The organism is Mucilaginibacter gossypiicola, assembly GCF_900110105.1.
Taxonomy (GTDB): Bacteria; Bacteroidota; Bacteroidia; order Sphingobacteriales; family Sphingobacteriaceae; genus Mucilaginibacter; species Mucilaginibacter gossypiicola.
Genome location: NZ_FOCL01000003.1, coordinates 439,102 through 460,019 on the forward strand (window position 1 = coordinate 439,102; position 20,918 = coordinate 460,019).

The window sequence follows — 20,918 nt, forward strand, 5'->3', positions numbered from 1 at the left end:
ATGAAAGCTTTTTTTCACAAACATTTAAAGATCATCGATAGGTTTATTATCGGAAAATACCTGGGCACTTTTTTGTTTACCATGGGTATTTTCATGGTAATTTCTGTAGTGTTTGACGTGTCAGAAAAGCTGGATAATTTTTTAAATAAGCACGCCAGTTTTCATGATATTGTATTCAGATATTATGCGGGTTTTATACCTTTTTATTTGAACATGTTATCGCCATTGATCAACTTTTTGGCGGTAATTTTCTTCACCGCCAAGATGGCAAACCAAACTGAAATTGTTCCGATATTGAGCGGAAGGGCAAGCTTTAATCGCTTTTTGCGACCATATGTAATTGCCTCTACCATCATATTTGTGGTATCATTTTTTGCAAATGTTTACCTCATTCCGTTTACAAATCGCCTTAAAATCGACTTTGAAAATGCAAACGGAATGATGGATAATGACCCAACGAAAGTTGAAGTTCACATGCAAATTGACAAGCATACGTTTGTATATCTCGCCAACTATGACCCAACAACACACCTCGGTTACAATTTTATAATGGAGAAATTTAACGGTGATACCTTGCGCGAGAAACTAATTGCCAATACAATTCAGTATGATTCGGTAAAAAGAATATGGTCGCTAAAGGATTACACTGTCAAATATGTGAGAGGAATGAAAGAGCAATTCGTCAAGAGTTTCACACCAAAAGACACCGTTTTAGACATGCATCCAAGCGACTTTATTGTATATGATAACGTATATACAGCCATGTCATTAAGCGAGCTGAATAAGAATATTGACAAAGAAAAACTGCGCAGACCTGAATATTTAAAAGCCATTTATTTTGAAAAATATCACCGGTTTGTATATCCATTATCGGCCTTTGTATTAACGCTTATTGGCGTTTCCATATCATCAAGAAAGGTACGCGGCGGCGTTGGTTTACCACTGGGAATAGGTATACTGCTATGCTTTGCCTATATTATATTAGAGCGGTTTGCGTTGGTATTTTCGGTAAAAGGGGGTATGACACCTTTAATAGCCGTATTCATTCCTAATATCATTTTTGGCATTTTAGGTTATTACCTGCTTTTAAAAGCACCCAAATAATGGCGCAAAACACCCCTTCAACCTTAAATAAGAACCTAATTATCCTCCATTTTACAGTTTTTGTGTGGGGATTTACCGGAATTTTGGGCGCTCTGATCACAATTTCGGCCGTACAATTGGTGTGGTTTAGGGTACTTATTGCCTTTTTATCGTTGTTTTTGTATTTCAAATTCAACAAAACCGATTTTAAGGTCGACAGAAAAACACTTATAAAATTGGTATTCACGGGTGCAATTGTGGGCGGGCACTGGATACTTTTTTTCGCTGCCATTAAGCTTTCAACAGTAGCAGTCACCCTCGTTTGCCTCTCATCCATCACCCTTTTCACGGCAATATTTGAGCCGATCATCAACAAAAAAAGTATTTCAAAACTCGAAATTTTAGCCGGGCTTTTAATTATCACCGGTATTGTTTTGATTTTTAAATTTGAAGGCAGATACACTAAGGGCATCATAACCGGACTTGCAAGTGCTGTTTGTGCAAGTCTTTTTTCTATTATCAACTCGCGCCAGGTGCAAAAAGTACAGGCACCGGTCATCGCATTTTATGAGCTTTCCGGAGCCTTCGTCTGGATCTCAATATACCTGTTTATAACCTCGGGCTACACCCGGGCCATGCTATTGAAACCTGCAGATATCGGCTACCTGGTGTTGCTTGGTACCGTGTGCACATCCCTTGCTTACGTGGCCGGCGTATCTGTAATGCGTGAGCTTTCGGCATTCAGAGTTGCCCTTATCACTAACCTTGAGCCGGTATACGGCATCATCTTGTCGTTCATTTTTTTTGGTGACATTAATAAAATGACGCTGGGTTTCTGGGGTGGCGCACTCCTCATTTTGTCTACAATTTTTCTATATCCCGTAGCCCGAAAGCAAATTACCCAACGCAAAAGCCGGGCTTGATCTTTTACATTTTTCGCCTCCTTACACCATAAAAACAGTTGTATGAACTGTACTTCCGTCGGCTACCTCATAGCTGTTTAAAAACTCAAATCTGCCCTGCACTTTCAATTTCCAACCTAAAATAGGGGCAAAATACCCATGCTCGATTTGGCCGTTTTTAGCCCCTCAGAGCGATTCTGTTTTTTTTGAGTATTCCGGGCTCAATCAATACTTCAGCGCGAAACAGCGGCAAAATTCACTTTTTACTTAGTGTACCAAATTCAAAATTTAAAACAGCGTGACAGATTTCACAAAATCCGCTTTTATGCATTTATTTTTAGCACAAAAATCTTAAATACTTATTTAAGTAAGTAAAATATAAATTTAAAAATCAGATAATTATATAAATTATATAAATAAAAAATTAAACCAAAACATTTTAAGTAAAATCATAAAAAACTAAAAAAATTAGCAATAAAAACTATCAAGTAAAAATTACATCATATAATTTTAAAAATCAAATATTTAAATCAAGTTATATAACGTAAAAGTTTCAAGTAAGAGAAACATGAAAATGATTTTACAAAGTGTAGTGAAGCAATTATTCATGGATCAAAAAAAATCGGCGCATCTCTCCTGCTTGTATACAGAACTTGTTTTTGCACTGATTTTTTCTCGCTCTCGTACGATTGTGATGGAGAAATTCAAGGCGTAAAAATTTGTCAAAAACATAACCGCCAGAAAAACTGAACGCGCAAATCCTAACGCAAAAAAACACGGGTTAAAATTTCATACAGCTTAGCCCCGTTCTGTTTTCAGGAGCCTAATCATTGCTCAAACGAAATCCTGAAATTTTAAGAACAATAGGAATACCTGGCACCGCTACCGGCAATAAATAAGCGGAGGTAAAACATGTGACGTTTTCCCGCTCCCGCAGAAACAGATTTTGAAATGTCAATTTGCCGGAGATGCATTTTTATTAAACATTTAAAAAGCGGATATTGTATTACTCTAAAACCAACATTCATCATGAGCATTAAAACAATAGTCATTGTAGCCATCGCAGTTTTGCTTACCATCGTGCTGATGCAAAATACTGAAGAGGTTTATTTCAAATTTCTGTTCGCCACTTTCAGGGTATCTAAACTAATGATGATGCTTGTAGTTGCCGTAACCGGTTTTGTATTGGGACTGATTGTTGCCTGGCCCAAAAAACAGAAATTTGATATTGAGGGCTATCATGACGCCATACACAAAAAAGACAACACCGATACACTAAGTAACGAAGACAGAGAATACATCAGCTAATATGAAAACAACAATTGGATTTATCGGCCTTGGCCACATGGGCATCAACATGGCCAAAAATCTTATCGCCTCGGGATACCATCTGCAGGTTTACAATCGCACACTTTCAAAAATTGACGAGCTCGGTGCCGGCAATGTAACCAGGTGCCTAAGCCCTGCCGAAGCGGCGGCAAATGTGCCATTTTTGATTACTATGGTGTCGGACGACGAAGTGTTGCGAGAATCGGCTGTAGGCGACGGCGGAATTTTAAAAACGCTACAGCCAAATGCTGTGCATATATCCATGAGCACCATTTCGCCCGATACTTCTGAAGAATTGGCCAAATTACACGAGCAGGCCGGCAGTCGTTACCTGGCCTCCCCGGTGTTTGGCAGGCCCGAAGCGGCGGCTGCGCGCAAGCTCTGGATTTGCGTTTCGGGCGACGAGCAAACTAAAAATGATGTCCGGCCAATCCTCGATTTATTGGGGCAAGCAGTTATAGATTTTGGCCCTTCTGTTGGTGGTGCAAACGTGGTTAAAATAGCAGGCAATTTCATGATCATGGCCTCCATGGAAATGATGGCCGAAGCATTCACCCTCGCCGAGAAAAACGGATTGAGCCGAACACAAGTTTCCGAGTTTTTTGGCTCGACACTTTTCAACGCTCCTATCTTCCAAAATTATGGAAAGCTTATTGCAGGTAAGCAATACGAATCTGTGGGCTTCCAATCAAAACTTGGCTATAAAGACGCGCGCCTGGCGTTCAAATTATCGCAGACAAGCGAGATGCCTATGCCCATCGCAAACGCGGTACACGGCCGCTTATTAACCGCCGTAGCCAAAGGCTGGGGAGAGCGAGACTGGGTAGAAGGAATAGGCCGTGGTGTGAGCGAAGATGCGGGAATTTGATTTCGGATTTTGGATGTTCGATTTCGGAGTTTTAATTGATGATTTTGAGATTAGATATCCCTTCAAAACAACATGCCAGATTATGTACTGATTATCTATAAGTCAATACATAATCTGGCATTTTTTCCGTCCGACGAGGTCACTCGACAGAAGCCACAGATTCTTTATAACAACACGCCATTGCGAGGCACGAAGCAATCCCCTATTAGCAGAGCCGCTATGCAAGTTTCTCTGCATCGTTTGGGATTGCTTCGTACCTCGCAATGACGCCTTCTTTTGCTTTTACTCGACTTTAAAAATTCCAGCTAAATCCGAAATTGAACATCCCAATTCCGAAATCATAAATAGAACACTTCGTTCTCCCCTTCCAAAAATTTCAGATCGGGAGTTTCGGCAAAAATACCAAACACGGATGCACCGCTTCCACTCATGCTGGAGTAGATAGCACCGGCTTCATAAAGGGCAGCTTTGATGCCCCGGATCTCCACATGGTTTTTAAAAACGGTTTGTTCAAAATCATTTTTGATAAGCTTCTTCCAGTCGGCAATTGGCTCTCTGATCAAATCAAAAAGCGAGTCCTTTACAGGCGTAGGTTTTATACCACGAAAAGCCTCTCCCGTTGACACATGAACAGGCGGCATTACCAATATAATTTTATATGCCGAGAGATCAAGTTTGATGTTCTCAAATTCATCACCCCGTTCAAAAGCAAACACCGGTTTGTTCTCAACAAAAAAGGCGCAGTCGGCACCGAGGCGACGGACATAGTCGGTCATATCGTCAACAGATAAACCGAGCTTAAATTCATCATTCATCAGCCTGATAAAAAACGCCGCATCAGATGAGCCACCACCCAAACCCGCTCCTATCGGAATATGCTTGTGCAAGTGGATACTCACCGGCGGCAAGTCGTAATCCTGCTTAAGCATGTGGTAGCCTTTAACGCAAAGATTATCATCCATCGTTCCGGGGATATCAAGACCGGTTGAAGTGAAAGTGAGCTTGTCGTTTTTCACCACCTCAAGAGCGTCTTTAATGCCGATAGGGTAAAAAATGGTTTCGAGATTATGATAACCATCCGGCCGGCGTTCGGTAATATTGAGGCCAATGTTTATTTTTGCATTCGGAAATAAAATCATACAAAGTAATTAACACGTGATGTATTTGCCAACATCCGTAGGAAACCAAAGGTAGATTATTTTTCTTTGCCCTTTGAAAATGTTCATTAGTTCATTGGTTCAATAGTTCATTGGTGTGCTATCCAATAAACCTGTATAACCACTCACCTAATCAACAACTCACCTAATCAACTAAAAAAATGAAACAGTATCTTGACCTGATGAGGCATGTGATGGAAACCGGCGCGCAAAAGCATGACAGAACCGGCACCGGTACGGTAAGTGTGTTTGGCTACCAGATGCGTTTCAACCTTAAGGATGGTTTCCCGATGGTGACCACCAAAAAGCTCCACCTCAAATCAATTATTCACGAGCTCATCTGGTTTTTGAGCGGCGACAGCAATATCCGTTACCTGAAAGAAAACGGCGTGCGCATCTGGGACGAATGGGCCGACGAGAACGGCGACCTTGGCCCGGTGTATGGCAAACAGTGGCGCTCTTGGCCAACACCCGATGGCGGTCATATCGACCAGATACAGCAGGTGGTAAACCAGCTTAAAAACAATCCCGATTCCCGCCGCATTATCGTATCGGCATGGAACGTTGCCGAGGTTAATCAAATGGCCCTGCCGCCATGTCATAGTTTGTTCCAGTTTTATGTGGAGCCCGCCAATCCTCTAAAGGGAGAATTGAAAGGTAAACTTTCATGTCAGTTATACCAAAGGAGCGCGGACATCTTCTTAGGTGTTCCGTTCAACATTGCATCTTATGCCCTGCTCACCATGATGATGGCACAGGTGTGTGATCTTGACCTTGGCGACTTTGTACACACCCTTGGTGATGCTCATTTGTACAACAACCATATGGATCAAGTGCGCCTGCAGTTAACCCGCGATCCGCGACCGCTGCCTACCATGAAAATTAATCCGGAGGTAAAAGATATCTTCTCATTTAAGTTCGAGGATTTCACTTTGGAAAATTATGATCCATGGCCACATATTAAAGCGGAAGTGGCGGTGTAGTTTAGATCACTTGCTTCGCGTCATTAGGTCATTGAGTCATTTTTTTGATTGTCCTATTTTTTTACCTGTCCTGAACTTATCATGAGTAATCGAATTGAAGAACTTGAGGTTTATAATCTTTCGGAAGCGTTTGCCGACAGGGTTTGGTTTTTAGTGGCTAAGTGGGAGTACTTTGCCAAAGACACCTTAGGGAAGCAAATCGTTCGCTCATCCGACTCAATAGGCGCGAACATAGCCGAAGGCTTTGGACGTTATCATTACAAAGAGAATAAAAACTTCTGCTATTTTAGCCGCGGATCCATAATTGAAACCAAAGGCTGGCTCAAAAAAGCGAATACGAGAAACTTGATCAATGACAATGACTATCAATCGCTGCTTCGGGAGTTAGAAACAATTCACGTAAAACTAAACATCTACATCAAATTCATTGGAAAAGGAAACGTATAAGACAAGTCAAAAAATGACTCAATGACCTAATGACGCGAAGCAAATGAAGCAGCGCAAAAATGACGCAAAGCAAATGCCCCAATGACTTAATGACTTAATAAAATGATACTAAGCATCATCGTAGCCATAGCAAAAAATCACGCTATCGGTAAAGACAATAAATTACTCTGGTACCTGCCAAATGATCTGAAACATTTTAAAGATGTAACTACCGGACATACCGTGATCATGGGGCGTAAAACTTTTGATTCGGTTGGTAAACCTTTGCCTAAGCGCCGCAATATTGTGATTACCCGGCAAGCTATCAGTATTGAAGGCTGCGAGGTGGTGCCGTCTATTGAAGCCGCTATTGAGCTATGCAAAGCCGAGGATGAAGTTTTTGTTGTTGGCGGGTCCGAGATCTACCGGCAGTCAATTCCGCTAACTGATCGCATATATCTCACCATAATTGACCAGGATTTTGAGGGGGATACATTCTTCCCGGAGTTAAATCCTGACGAGTGGCAGGAAAAAGATCGCGAAGATTTTGAGCCCGACGAAAAAAACAAGTATAAATATTCGTTTATCACACTTGAGCGTCGCTAACATTTTTTGTCATGATTTTGTTTTAATTTAAAATTTTGTGCTTACGAAATTTTATTAGATTTGCTGCCTTATTAAAAAAAGCTTATAAACTAATTTATTACATATTAAAAATTCGATGCAAGGCAAAGGGGTTATTAAATTTTTCGCCATACTACTGGCAGTTGTGTGCTTGTACCAGCTATCATTTACGTGGGTGGCACACAAAGTTGAGAGTGATGCCAAAGAATATTCAAAGGGGGATTCTACGAAAGAGAAAACTTACCTGGATTCTATTTCCAATCAACCGGTTTATCCGCTATTCAAACATGACTACGCTTATGTAAAGCAAAGGGAAATTGCATTAGGCCTGGACTTAAAGGGTGGTATGAACGTTACCATGCAAATCCAGCTTGATGAGTTGGTTAGGAAAATTGCTAACAACAATCCTGATGCTACCTTTAACCAGGCTTTGGCTAATGCCGATAAATTACAGGCTAATGCTCAAACCAGCCAAAAAGATTACATCGCGTTATTTGTAAGCGAATACGAAAAGCTAAACCCTAACGGTAAACTTGCAGCTATCTTTTCAACAAAAGATAACCAGGACCACCTGAAGTTCAATGCTTCAAACAGCGAGGTTAAAACTTACCTGGAGGATCTGGCTTCTACAGCGGTGAAACAATCATTCACAGTTTTGAACACCCGTATCAACCAGTTTGGTGTAACCCAGCCTAACATTCAGTTGCAACAAGGTTCAAACAGGATTTTAGTTGAGCTGCCTGGTGTTAAAGAACCAGAACGTGTTCGTAAATTGCTTTCAGGCTCTGCAAAATTGGAGTTCTACGAAACTTTTGATAATGCCGAGGCTTACCAGTACCTGATCAATATTGACAACCTGCTTGCTGCAAAAAGCAAAACAGTTAAAGCCGATACCGGCAAATCAGCAAAAGCTGATACTGCTGCTACCGTTGCTGCTGCAAAGGCTGATACAGCTAAAGGCAGTTCATTGTTAAGCAAGGTTCAAAAAAACGCTGCTAAAAACGATACTTCAGCTGCTTCATTAAGCAAAACAAAATTAGCTGCACAACACCCGTTGTTTGCAGTAATGTCATTAAACGTTGGGCAAGGCGCAAACGGCCAGCAGCAATTAGGCCAGGGCCCGGTTGTTGGTTATGCTCCATTACAGGACACTGCTAAAGTTAACTCATACCTGCACAGTGCAGATGTTTTAGCGGTTATTCCACGTAACATCAAATTTTTGTGGGAAGTAAAACCTATCAAAAACACTAAAACTTTCGCTTTATACGCCATCAAACTTACAGGTGCCGAAAACGGTCCGGTATTATCAGGCGATGTGATTAACGATGCCCGTGCTGATAACGACCAAAAAGGCAGCCCGGAGGTTGTGATGATCATGAACTCAGAAGGCGCTCAAAAATGGCGTGCTGTTACTGCCGAAGCTTCATCAGGCACCAACAAAAAAGCTATCGCTATCGTTTTGGACGATAACGTATACTCTGCTCCTACTGTACAGAATGAAATTTCCGGTGGTGTATCATCTATCTCTGGTAACTTCACCCTTGATGACACCCGCGACTTAGCCAACGTGTTAAAAGCTGGCCGTTTACCGGCTCCTGCCCACATTGTGTCTGAATCAATTGTAGGTCCGTCATTAGGCCAGCAAGCTATCTCTGCAGGTATCACTTCAAGTATCTTAGGTTTAGTAGTGGTATTGATCTTCATGATTGCTTACTACAACCGTGCAGGTACTGTAGCGGTGGTTGCGGTAATCATCAACATCTTCTTCCTGATGGGCGTTTTAACCAGCTTAGGCGCAGTATTAACTGTACCGGGTGTTGCAGGTATCGTATTAACATTAGGTATTGCGGTAGATGCCAACGTATTGGTTTACGAACGTGTACGTGAAGAGCTTGGCTTAGGTAAATCATTAAGGGTTGCTGTTTCCGATGGTTTTAAACATGCTTTACCTTCAATCCTTGACTCACAGATCAGTACATTCCTTACCGGTTTAATCCTGTTTGTATTCGGTTCAGGTCCTATCCAGGGCTTTGCAACTACGTTGATGATCGGTATCGCAACTTCATTGTTCTGTTCATTATTGATTTCAAGGGTTATATTTGAGTGGATGCTTGATAAAGGTATGGACATCAAATTCTCAAACCCATGGAGCTCACATACCTTTAAAAATGCAAACTTCGCATTCGTAAAAAACCGTGGTAAGTTCTACATCTTCTCGGGCTTGTTCATTGCTGCAGGTTTGGTATCAATCTTTACCCGCGGCTTTACCTACGGTGTTGACTTTGAAGGTGGCCGTAACTACATTGTTAGCTTCCCTAACAAAGCCGTTAATACAGAGCAGATCCACGATGCTATCGACGCTACTTTAGGTCGCAGTACCGAGGTTAAAACTATGGGTACCGATAAATTCAGTATCACTACCAACTACCTGTTCAATGATAACTCAACTGCTGCTGATGCTAAAGTAAGGGCAACCCTTGTTAGCACATTAGCTGCTAAAGCTGAAACCAAAATCAGCGACAGCAACATTTTAGGTGGTTCAAAAGTAAGTGCTACTATTGCCGATGAATTAAAAACATCAGCTTTTTACACGGTATTGTTCGCCATCTTTGTGATCTCGGCTTATATCCTGATCCGTTTCCGCAAATGGCAGTTCAGCTTAGGTGCGATGATCGCAACTGCTCACGATGCTTTATTGGTATTATCGTTCTTCTCATTATTCAATGGTTTCCTTCCGTTCTCACTGGATATTGACCAGGCGTTTATCGCAGCGATATTAACGGTTATTGGTTATTCAATTAACGATACCGTGGTAGTATTTGACAGGATCCGCGAGTTCCTTGAGCACTCTACCAAGGACGAAAAACCTGAAGATGTTATTAACAAAGCTATCAACAGCACGTTGAGCCGTACCATTATCACAGCATTAACCGTGGTATTCGTATTGTTAGTGTTGTTCATCTTTGGTGGTGACGTTATCAAAGGCTTCTCATTCGCGTTATTAATTGGTGTACTTTTCGGTACATACTCGTCGATCTGTGTGGCTACACCAGTTATCGTTGACTTTGGAAAGAAAGACCTTAAATAAATAAAGATTAAACAATTGAAAGGCTCCAAAGAAATTTGGGGCCTTTTTTTGTTACCGCCAATTGCTGTAAAGCTTACAAATTAGCCGACAGATGGTGTTGCATATCGTAAACAATGAGGTATAATTGCATTGCATTTCAGCATGTATCATCATTGGCGGCACAGAGATTGTGCTACAACTAAATATGGGCTGTATTGCCTGTAAAAGAATGATTTTTTTAATAATAACCTGCTCATGAATACATCCAACAATTCCAAATTTCCTTTAGTAGTGATAGTGGGCGGCGGCTTTGGCGGCCTGCAGGTAGCAAAACAGCTAAAGGATAAACCGGTAGACGTTTTAATGCTTGATAAGCACAACTACCATACATTTCAACCCTTATTGTACCAGGTTGCTATGGGCAGCCTCGAATCAGAATCGATAGCTTTTTCCCTGCGAAAGAATTTCGCCAGTCAAAAAAACTTCCGGTTCAGGATAGCAGAGGTGACCAGGGTTGATGCAGATAATAATATGCTCGAAACCACCATTGGCAATATAGCTTACGACTACCTGGTGATAGCAACCGGCTCTACCACTAATTTTTTCGGCAACAAGGATATAGAGCATTATGCTATGCCGATGAAATCGATCCCCGAGGCGTTAAACCTCCGGTATTCAATTTTGCAGAACATTGAGGAAGCCCTGCTTAAAGTGGGCAAGGCTGAGCGCGATCCCTACCTTACTTTTGTATTGGTAGGTGCCGGACCAACCGGGGTTGAGCTTGCAGGTTCATTGGCCGAGCTCCGTAACCACGTTTTAACTAAAGATTACCCCGAGCTTAAAAAGGAGGATATGAAGGTGTACCTGGTAGACTTTTTACCAAAAGTACTTGGCCCTTTTTCCGATCAGGCATCAAACGCGGCACGCACTTTCCTCACCAATATGGGTGTTGAGGTGCTTACCGGTGTAAAAGTTGACAGCTACGATGGTGAAGAAATTAAGTTTGAAGGCGGTAAAAGCATTCGCACCAAAAACGTGATCTGGAGCGCCGGGGTTATGGGAGTTGTACCCGAGGGCTTTGATAAAAATGTTATCGAACGCGGAAACAGAATAAAAGTGGATAGTATTGGCCGCGTTGCTGGCTTTAACAACATCTTTGCCATTGGAGACGTTGCGGCAATGATCACCGATGAGACCCCTAAGGGGCACCCGGGAGTAGCACAGGTAGCCATACAAATGGGTCAGCATGTGGCCAAAAACATCATCCACATCATTAACGGCGAACAAACTTCGCCGTTTAAGTATAACGATAAAGGCTCTCTGGCTACCATTGGCCGTAATAAGGCCGTGGCTGATTTGGGTAAAGTGAAGTTCCAGGGATTTTTTGCATGGCTGGTGTGGATGTTTGTGCACCTGATATCGCTTTTAGGCGGCCGTAACAAGGTGATCGTGTTCATTAACTGGGTATCAAGCTATGTAACCTACAATGGCGGCACAAGGCTTATAATCCGCAAATTTGAGCGTGAAGGCTTAACAGAAGATCAGCATTTGCCTAATACGGTTGATTGAGTAGGGAATTTGAAAAGATGTTCCTATTTTTATTTTAACTAAGCTTCATCAAAAACGTCATTGCGAGGCACGAAGCAATCGCGAACTATGCAGGGCCGACCTGCTAATCGGGGATTGCTTCGTACCTCGCAATGACGGTCTTTAATATTATAACAGACGTTCATACCAAGTAAAAAAATGGCAATCAAAATAACCGAATGTCCCCGCGATGCCATGCAGGGCATTCATGATTTTATTCCTACTGAAGTAAAAGCAGCATATATTAACCTGCTTTTACAGGTGGGCTTTGATACCATAGATTTTGGCAGCTTTGTATCACCAAAGGCAATCCCACAGTTACAGGACACAGCTGATGTACTGAAAAAACTCAACCTAACTAACACTAAATCGAAACTATTGGCTATTATAGCTAATTATCGCGGGGCCGAAGACGCGGTGAAACATGAAGAGGTCACCTATCTCGGGTATCCATTTTCCATATCCGAAACTTTTCAGCTCCGAAATACAAACTCAACCATTGAGCAGGCTTTTGAAACTGTACAGCGGATCAATGAATTGAGCCATAAAAATAGCAAGCAATTGTTAGTTTACCTTTCCATGGGTTTTGGAAACCCTTATGGCGATGAATGGAACACCGGTATCATCGAGCGCTGGGCAGAGAAGATGGTTGCGGAAGGCATAAAAAACATTGCCCTTGCCGATACCATAGGCATTGCAGATGCAGCACAGATCAGCAGCATTTATCCTAATCTTTGCCGTTTATTTCCAGATACAGAGTTTGGTATTCATCTCCACTCCACTCCCGATACCTGGCAACCCAAAATAGCGGCCGCCTATCAAAGCGGATGCAAACGTTTTGACACTGCAATTAAAGGTTATGGTGGCTGCCCTATGGCCAAAGATGACCTTACAGGCAATATCGCTACGGAAAACCTGCTTGGTTATCTTAAAACACAAAACGAGCCCACAGGGCTTAATATGGATAAATTTCAGGAAGCGATGGATTATTCAGGAAGGGTGTTTGTCTGATATTGTCTGAACTCGAATTTATGGAATAAAGGAATTGCCAGAATACCAGGCAAATTCAATAAATTCTAACAATTCGTTTAATTCGAGTTCAGACAACTTTTACGCCGCTGCGCTTTTAGCCGCTTTAACAGCCTTTGCCTTTACCACCCTATCAAAGTTTTCCATTACCAGTACAGCGGCACCTATCAGTTCTGCATCAAAACCAAGCTCTGATACCAGTAACTCAGTGCCGGCAGCCAGGCGCGGAATACAGTACTTGTGTAGTGCCTGTTGCATGGGAGCTGTTAATATCCTGGCAACTTTAGCCCCGCGACCGCTTAACACGATAATTGCCGGGTTCATGATATGGATGAGGATAGCAAGGGCCTTCCCTATTTTGTAACCAGCATCTGATAAAAGCTCAATGGCAAACTGATCGCCGTTATTGGCGGCTTCTATCAGGGCATCGCCCATAAGCTTGGAATGATCTTCCTCGTTGTATTTTAAACTGGTTACACGCCCCTTTTTAATACCCTCTATGGCTTTACGGGCCACCACAAGCAATGAAGCTTCGGCTTCGAGGCAACCACGTTTACCACATTCGCAAAGAGAACCGTCTTCGGACAAGGGAATATGGCTCAACTCTCCGGCAAACCCGTTATGACCGCGAAATAGTTTACCGTTCACGATCATCCCTAAACCAATACCCCAGCCAAGGTTAATTACCATAACTTCCTGCTGTGATTTGGCTATACCGAATTTCTGTTCGGCAAGCGCGATAAGGCTCGAATCGTTGTCGATATAAGTGGCAATACCTGTTTTTGAAGTGAGATACGCTGTTAAGCTCTGTCCGCCGGCATCAAGATAAGTGTAATTGATACCTTCGGTGATATTTATAAATCCGGGCATACCGATACCTATGCCCGCAATTTTCTCTTTAGGGATGCCGCTATGTGCAATGTAACCATTGATCTGATCAACCAATGTAGGCAACGCCTCCGGGTTATTGAGCAATTTAAGCTCGAAAGTGAGCATATCGGCAACAGGATTGTTCAACAGGTCGAACATCTGAATACGCGCGGTAAGCTGATCAAGTGCAATTGCTAAAATGTGCATGGCACTTGATTTTACCGAATACATTAACGGACGACGGCCGCCGCTTGAGGGGGCATAACCCTGCTCAACAACAAAACCCTCGTGCATTAATTCGTTTATAGCTTTGGCTATAGACGGGATACTTTTATCAAATAACTCACTTAATCCTGCGCACGACATGGCCTTATTAAAATAAAGCCTTTTAATGATCATATTTTTTAACTGGCTGCCCTTTACCCCTTTATTCGTAAGTTCCATCAACAATTATTATAGTTTGGTTTATAACAGGCAACACCTTAGTGTTCTGAATTTTATAAAATTAAAAATAAAGTTATTAAGTACAACTGTAAATATTACAGTATTAAACCTGTTGTAAGTACATGGACACAATTAATGCACCATTTGCCTACAAAGCACAAAAATATCTATTATATCCGTGTACGATATAAAATATGCGAAAGTTTTGATTAAATTTTAGCTTTAGAGGATGTTTGAAGCTAATAATTAACTACGGCAGCAGCCAAAACCGCCACCCTCCCCAGTATTGGTCATACTGCGCTTTGAAACTCTGCAGCTGCAGTGATAAAGGCAAACCATATGAAAAAGCAAATGCATCATACATCTGCCCCTCGCTGAAGTTAACAACGCCTTTAGTTTTCAAATTATATACTTTATACCCAGAATCAACCGACATGCAAAGGTTATCGCCTTTTAAAACAAAAGTTTTCACGTGCACTTGTTTATTTGTGCCTTTGGGTGTAAAATATGCAAACTGATCACCTTGTTCTATCGCTTCACCGTGTCCTAAAGGAATGCGGGAATCATCACCAAGGCCATGATCACCATAATAGGTAAATGAAAACACGACCAGCAACAAGCTTACAATCACATACACTGTAAATATTTTTGACCACTTGAAGCCGGTATACTTTTTTTGTACTTTTAAAATCAATACCCATAAAAACCAGATTACAGGTGTATAGACGAGGGCGAGTATGAACGATTTAATTACAACGAATAAAAAATGTGTTAGTGCAGCCATAAGGTGATTTAATCTTTTTCAATTTGCATAAACATCCAGCGCTGGCCTTCCACATCGGCAGCGCGGTAGCGGGTACCTGGATACCCATATTCAAGGTCGGTTAGTATAGTTGCACCTTTATTTTTCGCGGTGGCATAATGCTGCTCTACATCATCTACATAAACTAAAACCCCGTTAATTATATACGGAACCGTGCTCCATTTAGCAACTATTTCACAATTTTGAGCATGATGCGCAGGACTTTGATAATGTGGTGTTGGTTCGGCCAGCATTACCAAACTGTTGCCCATTTTAAGTTCTCCATGAGTAAGGCGGCCGGCATCATTCGTCATCCGCATATTTTCAACAAAACCAAAAACATCGCACAACCAGTTCATCGCTGCAATGCCATCTTCATAGGCAAGCATGGGGATTATTTGTTGATTATTGTTCATGGGTTTACGCATGGCTGTTAACAGCACTAAAGGTAAACTATTGCAGTCTATTTATCAAAGCTGCCTACTTCTCCTCCAATTGCTTTTTAAGCTTAGCAACTTCATACTCCAATTTAAGCACATATTCATTTTGCGGAGCAAAGGCTTCTTTAATTTCATCAACGGTGTACCGCTGGGTGATATGCTGCGGACAGTTCCAGTCGAATGCCTTTACATCAAAAACAAGCATCCGTTCGCCGGTATGTTTATATTCCGATGGATCAATCAGGTCAAATAATTCGGGGTTGTCGGCGAGCTCGACAATGCGGGCATCGGCATAAATCTTAAGCCTTGTTTTATGCGGATAATCCATCAAAAACAAAGATACCTGCGGATGCGCCATCACATTACCAACAGAAATATACTGCTTGTTGCCCCTAAAGTCAACCACACCGATGGTATGGCTATCTATCACTTTAATAAAACCTGCCGGCCCTCCCCTGTGCTGGATATACGGATAGCCATTTTCACCTATACTGGCCATATAAAAGCTATCACGACTTTCAATAAACATTTGTTCAGGTTCGGTTAAGCCATCCTTATCGGCCAACATATTTTCCATACGAGCATAGGCCGGGCGGCTGCCATATTTTTCCTGTAGTTTTTTAACGCCATCGGTAAAAGCAAAGCGTGCAAAATTCATGATGTAAACAATTTAAGTGATAAAATACTTATGCCCGCTTTGCGGTGCAAGGCGGGCATAAGGGTGTAAACTATAGTTATAAATCAGGAATATTATTTTACCAGTTCTGGGATAGCAGGCCAGTCAACCGGCACCTGGGTTAAGGCGTATACATAATTAGTGATGGTTTTATCGCCAACAGCTACAACTACGTCAATCAGGTTGGCTTGTGTATAACCGGCAGCATAAAAGTTTTCAACCACTTGATGATCGGCATGGCCCTTATTTTCGGTAATTGATTTGGCTACTTTAACCAAAGCATCAATTTTAGGGTCGAATGAAGCTGAGCCACCACGGATCTCAACAATTTGATCATCAGTAAAACCATTCATCTTAGCAATGGCTGTGTGTGCGGCAGAACAGTAAGCACAATCATTTACCTGGCTTACTATAAGGTTTACGGCTTCTTTTTCCTTAGCACGTAATGATGTTTTACCGTTTGAAAGTGTTATATAGTTAGCAAGGGCATGATCTGAAGTTGCAAAAACTGCAAACAGGTTTGGCACGCGGCCTACTACTTTGGTTAATGTATCAAATATGGCTTGGTTTTCTGGAGTTACTTGTTCTCTTGTTGGAATTGCGAAAGTTTTCATTTTTGTAACGTTAATTTTTGTTGTTTTGAATTAACAATACAAAGGTGGCAACTTTAGCAGCCCTGCGGAATGGGCAAACTTCCCGGGGTCTTGTAATTATTTCCCTTCGGCAATTAAAACCTTGTTATTTCTAAAATCGGTTGGCGAAAACGAGGTGTGTTTTTTGAAGAAATTGCTGAAATAAGCTGCATCCTCGAAACCAAGTTCATAAGTAATTTCTTTGGCTGATTTATCGGTATAATACAATAACCGCTTAGCTTCAATAATAAGCCGCTCCTGTATCACCTGTAAAGGCGATTTATGGTTATACAAGGCAAAAAGATTGGAAAGCGTTTTAGGCGATTTATTTAATTGCTGTGCATAATAAGCAACCGAATGTTGTTCACGGTAATTATTCTCCACCATTAAGTTGAACTTGCGAATAGTACCAAACTTTTCATCGGCCATCGGTTCTTTGTGCCCACTATGCGCCTTGGCCAGCCGGGTTACAATAATAATGAGGCGCTTCAGCAGCATCCTGAGCATATCTATCTGGATATTATCTGCTGTTTCAAATTCTTCGATGAAAATATCAAGCAGGCGCTGCAATTTAAACTGCATGGCATCATCAAGGGTAACAAAAACCTGCTCCGAGCTACCATAAAACAGGAAACCCACGCAGCTTACCTCCTCGTCATGATCAACAATGCAATAAAAATCGCGGTTAAACTGCCAGGCCACAATATCTTCAGAATGCTCAAAGCGGAAGGATTGGTTAACCATTAAGGGCAGTATGGTATTGGGCAGAAAATCATAATCTACCTCATCAATGGTTACAGTTTGCTTTTCGCCACGGTTCCAGGCTATGGTGAGGTATTTATGCTGGCGATCGCGGGTAAAAAACATCCTGTCGAAGTGTTTTTCATTAATAAGCAGCAGCAGATCGCCGCCTGTAGATTGTTCTGTAGCTGATAGTTTCATTTTTGCGTGATAGCAAAGATATTCAAAAGTGATAATTAAGTATTTGCAACCATCGGTTTATCACAGCCAGATGACCAATCATGCTGAATGTTGGTCATGAGCAAAGCATTATCGAACTTTACCGAACCTTTTGGAAACATAGCTTCATCTTCAAAAAAACTTGATTTAACAGCACTCACTTCAAGCGCCTGCACCATCCAGTTATCAGTATGCAGTACCAGCCCTTCGTACTTATTACCATTAGGTGAATATCCTGTTGAGCCGGCTTTAAAGAAATCGGAAGCAACAGCAAGTGTCCCGAATATCGAATCCGGATTGAGTTGATTAGCAACTTTTGCGTCCACGCTAATTACCGTCCCGTCCGAACTTGTAAAGGCCACACGATATTGGCCATTGTTTTCATTAACATCAAATTTGGCCTGATAATGCCTGCCGGGAAATATCCTGCCACCTGCAACCGTATTAAATAAAGATGATGTATCCCTGCGGGGAATATAAACCCCTTCTTTTAATTCGCCGTTTTCGAACCATTCAACCGCTATGCGGTGGGCGCCATTTTCTGACCCCACTCCTAAAAAAGCCGGCATACCTTTAGGACGCACCTGCTTAAGCCTGATCAAACAAATGCCTGCTATAGCCTTGCCGCCAATAAGCTTGGGGCTAAAGGGCGGGGGCACCATTTTTTTCGCTATCTCCGCATCCACGGTAAAGTTTACCAATATACGCCTGTCAATTATGCCGGTAATTTTCGGAATCTTCATGTGATAAATTTATGATCATTTTTCAGTGTTTAGATAACCAGGGGCTGATTATCTTGTCAAATATGCCTCCTCCCTACTTCATACTACATTAACAACCGCTTAACACACTTCATCAAACATTCATCCAAAAAAAAGAAATTGCGCCTTAATTATCCTCAGCTATTGCCTGAGGCGGTTACCCCTATTAATTTAAGATGACTATAACCCAATTCCTCGACCGGCATCAGGATGCCGTGCAAGTTGTATTATATGCTTTTATCATTTGCTCCTTGTGGTTGGTAGAAGTTTGTTTTTCGTCAGGTATAACTTCGGTAAAAAAGCGCTGGCAGCATAACAAAACTAACCTGCTCTTCATCTTTACAGCCCTCCCTATCCAGCTATTGCTTACCACCATTGTTTTGATCATAGTTGGCTGGACCAACGCACATCACTGGGGGCTGATCAACTATATTCCCGGTCATCACAATAAATGGGTTTATTACATAAGCCTTTTTATGCTGCTTGATCTTTGTGAATACATTTACCATGTGGTAATGCACAAGATAGACCCACTTTGGAAATTCCACCTTGTGCATCACAGCGATCTTCATGTCGACGTTTCAACCACAGTGCGTGAGCACCCCGGAGAAACCTGTGTACGCACCTGCTGCTTAATGCTTTGGGTATTTATTTGCGGCCCGGCCGTTGGCGTTTTGGTATTGAGGCAAACCTTTCAATCACTATTCAATATACTTGCCCATACCGAGTTCCGGTTACCTAAAAAAGTTAATAAAGTAGTTGGCCTGATTTTCATAACGCCGAACCTGCACCACGTACACCATCATTATCAACTACCACATACCGACCGCAACTATGGCGATGTACTAAGCATTTGGGACAGGCTTTTTGGCACTTTTGGAGAGCTTGAACAGGAAAACACCCGCTTTGGCATTGATACCCATATGGATAAAGATGTTACCGGCAGATTTGTGAATATTATTAAAATACCGTTTCAGAAACTGGAAAGGCCGCAGAAGTAAAAGCATTTAACATCCGGTTATAACTTGCAATCCCATAATCTTTAACAAGTTTCCACTTGTGGCTGGCTTGGATAAATATAAAGTTGGCTGTTCCACATTATAGTTGTTTGTAGTGTCAAGAATCAAATCAGGCACATTGTCACCGTCAATATCACCAACAAAAAGTATTTGCGTCAGGGCATCTTCAAAACTGGGTGTAGAAACAAGCATTTGATCAAACGACTTTCCGGCAATTACAGCTTTTATATGCAAGCTATAATTAGTTACCACATAGTCTTTTGCAGACAAGTCGTATTTTCTTTCGCCGGTGGCATACAACGTATAAACGATATCATCATACGTAAAAAAGAAACGCTCATTCGGTAATAAGTCGCTCTTGATAACTTTGATCTGTTTAACCGGATGGTTGGGAATATTTTTAATACCCGAGAATAAAAGTATTGCGCTGTCTTTAACAGATCTATTTACCTCAACACCGGTAGCCTGCCCTTCATTATCAACCATTTCGTCATAGGCTTTTGTAATTAACAACTTTGTACCTGCTATATAATATCCGCTGGCAGACTTAAACAAACCTTTCCAGTGATATTTTCCCCAATCAAGAGCGACTTCTCCACCGTGAAACAAATCATATCCAGATAAGACCCTCGCCGGGTACACCAAAGAATCTGACGGATAATAACTTATGAGTTTATTGGATTGTAAAACGCGTAAAGCCGGCAAGACCTTCTTTGGGACAACTTTGGTTTTTAAAGGTGCTTTTTGCTTGCAGGCTAAAATGAACAACGCAAAAAAAAGAATAAAGTAATAGGGTTTAATCATCAAAATCTTAATCAAATTTGGCTCCAACTCTCAATTAATTCCTCCCAATCAGGCCCCGCCTGTATTTCGGAAACATCGAGCATTAACACATCTCCCGCATCACCGGAACAATGGAGTGCATACCACAGGGCATCGCTTAACCCATCATTATGCCAGGTGGTTACCACATCGTTAATTGGTAAATGCCCTTCGACGGCTCCTACCTCCCGGGCAACTATAACTTCGTCTATGTAATCGTGTAATACTTCGCCGTAGTTACCTGTACAACATACGTAATGAACATCGCGATCTATCGCGCTATAGGCTATATCTTTGAATACTATATTATCTTTTTTGTCGATGCTGACGACCAATACCCATTTTTCGGTGGGGATTATTTTCGTCCAATCCATATCCTGATGATATTTTTGATAATACAATTTCCGGTTATTAATTGTTATCACTTCATTCATGGG

Annotated in this window: 21 protein-coding genes; 11 read left to right on the forward strand and 10 right to left on the reverse strand. The window is 41.7% G+C overall.

The genetic code is table 11. The features are described from left to right. The 4 genes from BMX50_RS11640 (at window position 1) to BMX50_RS11655 (ending at window position 4,182) form a co-directional block, all read left to right on the forward strand. Complete coding sequence (locus BMX50_RS11640; RefSeq protein ID WP_091210692.1) at window positions 1-1,104, forward strand: LptF/LptG family permease; 1,104 nt, start codon at window positions 1-3, stop codon at window positions 1,102-1,104. Continuing rightward, window positions 1,104-2,006 (forward strand): DMT family transporter, encoded by a 903-nt coding sequence (locus tag BMX50_RS11645; RefSeq protein ID WP_091210693.1) that lies wholly within the window; start codon window positions 1,104-1,106, stop codon window positions 2,004-2,006. Before BMX50_RS11640 ends, BMX50_RS11645 begins: the two co-directional genes overlap by 1 nt. Window positions 2,007-3,014: 1,008 nt before the next feature. Continuing rightward, entirely contained in the window at window positions 3,015-3,293 is a 279-nt protein-coding gene (locus BMX50_RS11650) for a lipopolysaccharide assembly protein LapA domain-containing protein (RefSeq protein WP_167667874.1), read from the forward strand. A gap of 1 nt (window position 3,294) precedes the next feature. Next, entirely contained in the window at window positions 3,295-4,182 is an 888-nt protein-coding gene (locus BMX50_RS11655) for an NAD(P)-dependent oxidoreductase (protein WP_091210695.1), read from the forward strand. 338 nt (window positions 4,183-4,520) lie between these two features. On the opposite strand, the gene ispE is transcribed toward BMX50_RS11655, so the two are convergent. Then, window positions 4,521-5,321, reverse strand: a complete 801-nt coding sequence (ispE, locus tag BMX50_RS11660; RefSeq protein ID WP_091210696.1) for a 4-(cytidine 5'-diphospho)-2-C-methyl-D-erythritol kinase — start codon at window positions 5,319-5,321, stop codon at window positions 4,521-4,523. Window positions 5,322-5,500: 179 nt separating this feature from the next. Between ispE and BMX50_RS11665 the strand changes: the two genes are divergently transcribed. The 6 genes from BMX50_RS11665 (at window position 5,501) to BMX50_RS11690 (ending at window position 13,037) form a co-directional block, all read left to right on the forward strand. Then, entirely contained in the window at window positions 5,501-6,322 is an 822-nt protein-coding gene (locus BMX50_RS11665; RefSeq protein ID WP_091210697.1) for a thymidylate synthase, read from the forward strand. An 81-nt stretch (window positions 6,323-6,403) separates the two neighbouring features. After that, complete coding sequence (locus BMX50_RS11670; protein WP_091210698.1) at window positions 6,404-6,769, forward strand: four helix bundle protein; 366 nt, start codon at window positions 6,404-6,406, stop codon at window positions 6,767-6,769. 102 nt (window positions 6,770-6,871) lie between these two features. Then, window positions 6,872-7,354: a dihydrofolate reductase gene (locus tag BMX50_RS11675; RefSeq protein ID WP_091210699.1), complete on the forward strand. Its 483-nt coding sequence runs from the start codon at window positions 6,872-6,874 to the stop codon at window positions 7,352-7,354. A gap of 115 nt (window positions 7,355-7,469) precedes the next feature. Continuing rightward, complete coding sequence (gene secDF, locus BMX50_RS11680) at window positions 7,470-10,460, forward strand: protein translocase subunit SecDF (protein WP_091210700.1); 2,991 nt, start codon at window positions 7,470-7,472, stop codon at window positions 10,458-10,460. A gap of 234 nt (window positions 10,461-10,694) precedes the next feature. Further along, complete coding sequence (locus BMX50_RS11685) at window positions 10,695-12,008, forward strand: NAD(P)/FAD-dependent oxidoreductase (protein WP_091210701.1); 1,314 nt, start codon at window positions 10,695-10,697, stop codon at window positions 12,006-12,008. 177 nt (window positions 12,009-12,185) lie between these two features. Then, on the forward strand, window positions 12,186-13,037 hold the full coding sequence (locus tag BMX50_RS11690) for a hydroxymethylglutaryl-CoA lyase (RefSeq protein WP_091210702.1): 852 nt from the start codon (window positions 12,186-12,188) through the stop codon (window positions 13,035-13,037). 99 nt (window positions 13,038-13,136) lie between these two features. Here the strand turns inward: BMX50_RS11690 and BMX50_RS11695 are convergent, their stop codons facing one another. From BMX50_RS11695 to BMX50_RS11725, 7 genes are all read right to left on the reverse strand, one after another. Continuing rightward, a complete protein-coding gene (locus tag BMX50_RS11695; RefSeq protein WP_091210703.1) occupies window positions 13,137-14,369 on the reverse strand; it encodes an ROK family protein in 1,233 nt (410 codons plus the stop codon). A gap of 250 nt (window positions 14,370-14,619) precedes the next feature. Then, complete coding sequence (locus BMX50_RS11700) at window positions 14,620-15,153, reverse strand: hypothetical protein (protein WP_091210704.1); 534 nt, start codon at window positions 15,151-15,153, stop codon at window positions 14,620-14,622. A gap of 8 nt (window positions 15,154-15,161) precedes the next feature. Beyond that, window positions 15,162-15,587, reverse strand: coding sequence for a VOC family protein (locus tag BMX50_RS11705; RefSeq protein ID WP_143065151.1), 426 nt, complete (start codon window positions 15,585-15,587; stop codon window positions 15,162-15,164). A 64-nt stretch (window positions 15,588-15,651) separates the two neighbouring features. Then, window positions 15,652-16,269 carry a pyridoxamine 5'-phosphate oxidase family protein gene (locus BMX50_RS11710; RefSeq protein ID WP_091210706.1) on the reverse strand — a complete coding sequence of 206 codons (618 nt, stop codon included), beginning with the start codon at window positions 16,267-16,269 and terminating at the stop codon, window positions 15,652-15,654. A gap of 92 nt (window positions 16,270-16,361) precedes the next feature. After that, window positions 16,362-16,901 (reverse strand): carboxymuconolactone decarboxylase family protein, encoded by a 540-nt coding sequence (locus BMX50_RS11715; RefSeq protein WP_091210707.1) that lies wholly within the window; start codon window positions 16,899-16,901, stop codon window positions 16,362-16,364. Between the two features lie 96 nt (window positions 16,902-16,997). Further along, window positions 16,998-17,861 carry a helix-turn-helix domain-containing protein gene (locus BMX50_RS11720; protein ID WP_091210708.1) on the reverse strand — a complete coding sequence of 288 codons (864 nt, stop codon included), beginning with the start codon at window positions 17,859-17,861 and terminating at the stop codon, window positions 16,998-17,000. 35 nt (window positions 17,862-17,896) lie between these two features. Continuing rightward, complete coding sequence (locus tag BMX50_RS11725; RefSeq protein WP_091210709.1) at window positions 17,897-18,622, reverse strand: DUF2071 domain-containing protein; 726 nt, start codon at window positions 18,620-18,622, stop codon at window positions 17,897-17,899. 194 nt (window positions 18,623-18,816) lie between these two features. Here BMX50_RS11725 and BMX50_RS11730 point away from each other — a divergent pair, with 194 nt between their 5' ends. Continuing rightward, a complete protein-coding gene (locus BMX50_RS11730; RefSeq protein WP_091210710.1) occupies window positions 18,817-19,641 on the forward strand; it encodes a sterol desaturase family protein in 825 nt (274 codons plus the stop codon). A gap of 6 nt (window positions 19,642-19,647) precedes the next feature. Here the strand turns inward: BMX50_RS11730 and BMX50_RS11735 are convergent, their stop codons facing one another. Both BMX50_RS11735 and BMX50_RS11740 read right to left on the reverse strand, forming a co-directional pair. After that, complete coding sequence (locus BMX50_RS11735) at window positions 19,648-20,463, reverse strand: hypothetical protein (protein ID WP_091210711.1); 816 nt, start codon at window positions 20,461-20,463, stop codon at window positions 19,648-19,650. Window positions 20,464-20,474: 11 nt separating this feature from the next. After that, window positions 20,475-20,915 carry a DUF7684 family protein gene (locus BMX50_RS11740; RefSeq protein WP_091210712.1) on the reverse strand — a complete coding sequence of 147 codons (441 nt, stop codon included), beginning with the start codon at window positions 20,913-20,915 and terminating at the stop codon, window positions 20,475-20,477. Window positions 20,916-20,918: the final 3 nt, after the last annotated feature.